This window comes from Streptomyces sp. NPDC002776 (assembly GCF_053592195.1).
Window position 1 is genome coordinate 1 of the sequence record NZ_JBSFVG010000048.1, and the last position, 6,075, is coordinate 6,075.

Consider the following 6,075-nt stretch of genomic DNA (forward strand, 5'->3'; position numbering starts at 1 on the left):
CTTCAGCACCCAGCCCACCTCACCCGAGCCGCAGATCACCCCGCAACCGGAATCGAAACAGCTGCCGTGACTACACCACCCCGCGGGACATGACCTGTTCGGCTGCGCTGCTATCTGGATCTGCGACAGTAGCTCACCTCTGGCAGCGTGGTTGGCCCGGCCATGGAACTGACCGCGGCCCGGACCTGACTCATGGCAAGGTGCCGCCTGCACCGAACTGCGGCATCTCCAGGACGTTGACGTCCGCGCGGATGTCTGGTGGGGAGTGTCATACAGGGCATGCGGTATGCCTGGGACCAGGGTGGAGTGTCGGGTTCTACGCTGCCTGGTCCCACTGGTGTGGGAGAGCGTCTTCGTCTGGCGGGTGTTGTGCGGCTTTCTCGCGGGCGCGGAGGGTGGCCCAGGTGAGCGCGGTGAAGCAGGTGACGTGCCAGGGTAAGGGCCACAGGGCGGGCCACCAGCTGGCCTGCGGGGCGAAGAGAAGGTTGGTGGCGGCGGTGGTCATGCCAGCGGCGAGGCTCCAGCACAGCAGGCGGCCGGTCCACTGCACGGCTCGGGTGAGCCGGTCCTGGTGGCGGCAGCGTCGGGTGGGGCAGTAGGCAGGCAGGCGTATGCCGGGCGTACGCATCCGGGGAAGGTCCTTTGCAGCAGGGGTGGTTGCCGCGGGCTGGGGGACACGGCATGCAGGACGGCGTAAGTGTGCATGGAGTGAAGGTGTGCCTCCAGCGGCCGTGGCGGCTGTGCGCTGTCTCTGAGACAAGTGGTTCTTGTGAGCTTTCGTGCTCAAGGGCAGGTAAGCGCTCTCTTGGGTATATCCCGGCTTGGTCTGAACGGGACCGAAAGTAGTCAGTAGTGGCGCGAGATGCGCTGATTGGGATGCAGTCGAAGAATTTCGGTCAGAGTGGCCACGGCGAACAGTAACGGAACGCGGAATTCTCCCTTTTGTGCGGGGCGGATCGCCCCATGGTGTCCGCGTTCGCCCCTTTAAGAGGTAGGGCTCATTCCGCCGTCAGGGGGCGGATGTTGTGAGGGCTGCCTGTCGGCTCATGTGCTTCTCGTGGCAGGTTGTGTGGCCGAGGTGGCCGTATGGGTCGCCGGTTCTGACTTTCTGTCTGACTTCCCTGTGGGGGGAAGCTGATGCATGTACGTGCTGGAAGCGCGTCGTTTCGGCGTGCTCGGAGAACACACAGAACCGCTCTCGTCGCGGCGATCACCACGGCGGCCGTGGTGATCGCCGCGGCGCCTGGTCTGGCGGCGGCACCGGAGCCGGAGTTACCGGAGCCGGCCAGTCCGTGGACGAGGCCGACGAAGGTGGAGGCTCCTGCGACTCCGGCCGGGTCGGTAAAGGCGCCGGAGTCGGAGGCGGAGGCCAAGCCGTCGGCGGAGGTTGCCGCCTGGCGGGCGGCGCAGCAGGCCCGCGCAAGCGGTGAGGCCGCCCCGCAGTCGGCGGCGGCGGATGCCGAGGCGGATGCTGAGGCCTTGTCCTTCGTGCCTGAGGGGCAGGGTGATGTGCCCTGGCACCGTGTTCTCGACACGCGTCTGAATGATGCGCTGGTGGCGCGGGTGAACGTCTCCAACGGCAACCTGTTGCTCGCCGCGACCGACTTCGACATCGCCGGTGTCGGTCGCAAGCTGCAGCTGACGCGGACGTACAACTCCCTGGAAGCGCCGTGGGGGAAGGTGTCGCAGCGCTGGTGGCAGGGCTACGAGCGTTACCTCCAGGCCGACGACACCGAGGTGGTCGTCTACGACGCCACCGGGGCTGCTGTGCGGTTCAAGCCGACGTCCACCGGCGGCTACACCACACCGGCCGGCTACTCCAAGGACCTGAAGAAGAACGCGGACGGCACCTACACCCTGACCGACCGCAAGTCGGGTTCGAAGGACACCTTCAACGTCCACGGCACCCTGACCAAGGTCACGGACAAGAACAACGGTGTGATCACCGTCGACCAGCACGACGAGACCGGCGAGCACAAGGGCTTCAAGCTCACCGAGACCCGCTCGGGCCGCTGGATCGATCTGACCAAGGCCTACCCCAATCAGTGGCAGGCCAAGGACCACACCGGCCGCACGGCCGTCTTCGACCTGGACGCCTCCGGCAACCTGGCCAAGGTCACCGACACCACCGGCAAGGCCACCTCCTACGGGTACGACTCTTCACGCCGCCTGACCAAGGTGACGACCCCCGAGGGCACCATCACGCTGTTCACCTACGACACCTACAACCGCGTCACCTCCACGCAACGCGTCACCGACGTCTCCGGCGGCGAGCACACCGGTCCCACCTGGCGGTACGCCTACACGGCCGCCACCCCGTCCGACGCGGGGACCACGACGGTCACCGACCCCGACGGGGATGCCACCCAGTACCTGCACAACGCGGACGGTGAGGTCACCAAGGTCACCGATCCCCTGGGCCACTCCCGCCATTCCCGGTACACCAACCACCTGCTGCAGACCGCGGTCGACGCGATGGGTACGGGAGCGGACGGGACGGGCGGCAACACCACCACCTACGGGTGGGATGCCCGCAACAACGCCGTCTCCCAGAAACTGCCGATGGGCGCGACCGCGTCGGTGACGGCGTACCAGACCATTGCGGGCACGGATCTGCCCAATGACTTCACCTCCGCCGACGGCCGCAAGGACTCCTTCACGTACGACACCAACGGCAACACCGAGTCGGTGACCACGACGGGCACCGCCGGCGCCACCCGCAGCTACACCTACAACAAGACCACCCCGACCTGCGGCGGCTTCGAGGGCCAGCGCTGCACCGCAAAGGACGGCAACGGCAAGGTCACCTCCTTCACCTACGACACCAAGGGCAACCTGTCGAAGGTCACCCCGCCGGCGCCGCTGGGGCAGACCACCTACACCTACGACGCGCTCGGGAGGGTGAAGACCGTCACCGACGGACGCGCCATCCAGACCGTCTACGCCTACGACAACCGCGACCGCGTGACGACGGTGTCCTCCACGAACGCGACGGTCACCTACTCCTACGACGGCGACGGCAACGTCAAGACCCGCACCGACGCCTCCGGCACCACCAGCTGGGACTACGACAAGCTCAACCGCGAGAAGGTCCGCACCCTGCAAAACGGCGCGCAGACCGCGCTGGCCTACACCCCGGGCGGCGAGGTCGACTACTACACCGACCCGACCGGCAAGACGGACTACACCTGGGACAAGGCCGGCCGCCTGGACTACTTGCTGGACCCGGCCGGCAAGAATACCGACTTCGACTACAACAACAACGACAAGCGCACCAAGACGGTCTACCCCGGCGGCACCACCCAGTCCTTCACCATCGACAAGAACGGGCGCCCCTCGGCCGTCAAGACCACCTCGGGCACAACGACGCTGATCGACCTCACCTACAGCTACGCCAGCGCGGGCAAGGACACCACCAAGATCCGCACCCGCACCGACAACACCACCAGCCGCAAGACGTCCTACACCTACGACTCCCAAGAACGCCTCTCCTACGCGCTGGAGGCCGATGCGGCCGGTGCGCGGACTGCGTCGTGGCTGTACTGCTGGGACAAGGCCGGCAACCTCACCAGCCAGGACGGCAGCGCATCCACCTGCCCGGGCAGCTCGGTGTTCAACTACAACGACGCCAGCCAGCTCACCTCCCAGACCGGCTCGGCCACGCCGTGGTCCTACGACAAGCTCGGCAACGAAACAGCCGGCGGACGCGTCGCCACAACCGCGCGAACCAACGAGACCTGGACAGACCACAGCCAGCTGTCCCGCATCACACAGGGCGGCACGACCTACGACCTGGTCCACGCCGGCACCACCAACTCCGAGCGCACCAAGCTGGCTTCCACGTGGTTCCACCACACAGCCCTGGGGCTCGCGTCCACAACCACGAACGGCGTCGACACCGGATTCATCCGCGAACCGGCGGGCACATTGAATTCCATGACGACTGGGGGGAAGTCCTACTACTACCTCACCGACGCCACGGGCAACGTGCTGGGCCTGGTGGATGACGCGGGCAAGCGCACCCACACGTACGCCTACGGCCCCACAGGCCTGCCCCGCGGCACCACCACCCAAGCCGTCCCCCAGCCGTACCGCTACACCGGCACCTACCTCGACCCGACGGGCCTGTACAAGATGGGCCACCGCTACTACGACCCCCAAATCGGCCGCTTCACCCAACCCGATCCCTCCGGGCAGGAGTTCAACCCCTACCTCTACGCCGCGGGTGATCCCGTCAATCATGCGGACCCGACCGGACTTGCCTGGTACTCGGGTGTCGTCGACTTCGTGAAGACGAAGGGGCCCAAGTTTCTGGGGCGGGCGACCAGCGCAGCCCCTGTCGGTTGCTATGCCAAGAGGGCGTGGCAGGACACGGACAACTCGCTGGAGGATGAAGCAAGCGATCTGAACACTTGCTTCAACCCCTATGCGTGGGTTACGGAGTGACAGGCATCTGATGGAAACCACACAGCGGAGGCCCGGATGGCTAAAGGCAGCCTTATCCGTCACGTTCGGCATTGCCCTGATTCTCAACTTGATCGAGGCGCTGTGGGATCCTGACGGACAGCCGTGGCTAATCCTACGCATCACGGTATCGATCTTGTTCGGCCTCGCCTTAGTGGGCTACGTCGCTGTGTGGTTGCTCAAACGCCGCACTGGCCACGCTGGCTGACCACTGCGGCCACTTCTGTTGAAGGGCGGCGGCGGGCTGGGTCCGGAATTCAGCCTGCCGCCGCTCCTCTGCGTACCTGCAGAGCATCACTAACAAAGGGGAGGATCAAACGTCATGGGTAAGCTCGGAGGTGCGGAGATTGTCATTCTTTCCGGCCTGCTGCTCATCATTATCGGTTTCGTGGTGGCGATCACCTACATGGTGCGACGCCGCAATAGGCCTTGATGTAGGTGAGAGTCTTGTCATTCGATAGAAAGCGTCGGTGAACGGCGTTGGGAACGGATTCATCCGAGAATGCCGGCGGGGCACGCTGAACTCCATGAAAACAGGGGAAGTCCTCTACTACCTCACCGGCCACCGGCAACGTGCTGGGCCTGGTCGACGACGCGGGCAAGCGCACCCACACCTACGCCTACGGCCCTACCGGTCTGCCCCGCGGCACCACCACCCAAGCGGTCCCCCAGCCGTTCCGCTACAGCGGCGCCTACCTGGACCCGACGGGCCTGTACAAGATGGGCCACCGCTACTACGACCCCCAAATCGGCTTCTTCACCCAACCCGACCCCTCCGGCCAGGAACAGAATCCCTATCTGTATGCCGATGGCGACCCCGTCAACCGCATCGACCCCACCGGCCTATTCAGCTTTGCCGATACGGTGGGAATTGTCACCGGAACCCTCGCCGGAGCAGCCGGAATCGCTGCGGTAGGAAGTATTTGCGCCATTACCGCCGGGGTGGGCTGCGCTGCTGCAGCAATCATCACCGGAGCCACATGGGGAGCAGGAGGCGGTGCTCTGGGATCCGTCCTTGCTGGCGGCAATTCGGCAGAAGGAGTCAACGGTACTCTAGGCGGGCTTGTTGGAGGCGCCAGTAGCGGCCTCGCAGCACTGTTCTTCGGATAGGGGAGGAGGCAGATGCACTTACGGAAACGCACAAATCCAGTAGCTGCAATCCTTGGAACATCGCTGCTCACAGCTGCTGCGGGAACTGGCGCCACCGCAGCTGGATTGGTCAAGGGAAGTCTCATAGAGGCAGCCCTGATCTTCGCAGCTGCTGGCTTCCTGGGTGCACTCGTAGTGGTGTGGTTGCGCTCAAGGAGAAACTCGGGTGCTTGACGACTGGGAACCCTTTCGGATGATACTGGTGGCCCAGTAGATAAATTGCTGGGCCGCCAGTTCACTATATTTCGCCTTCAATCGCCGGTAATGCCCTATTGATCAGAAACTCAAAGGGTTCTCTTCGAGGGTGTAGCGGACGTGGGGGCCGCCGAAGTAGCCGCGGACGATGTGGGGCTGGCGCGGGAGTGTCCAATAGACGGCGGATCCGATGATCAAGGAGACGCCTGATGAGCGAGACCATCACCGAGCACGAAGCCGTGGAGGAGCCGGTCGTCGAGTCGGCTG

The 6,075-nt window shown here is 64.9% G+C and carries 2 protein-coding genes; both read left to right on the forward strand.

The genetic code is table 11. The annotated features are described in order from the left end of the window. The first annotated feature begins 1,563 nt into the window (after positions 1-1,563). Entirely contained in the window at positions 1,564-4,446 is a 2,883-nt protein-coding gene (locus tag ACWD11_RS34950; RefSeq protein ID WP_451287926.1) for an RHS repeat-associated core domain-containing protein, read from the forward strand. A 591-nt stretch (positions 4,447-5,037) separates the two neighbouring features. Then, entirely contained in the window at positions 5,038-5,574 is a 537-nt protein-coding gene (locus ACWD11_RS34955) for an RHS repeat-associated core domain-containing protein (protein WP_389421608.1), read from the forward strand. Positions 5,575-6,075: the final 501 nt, after the last annotated feature.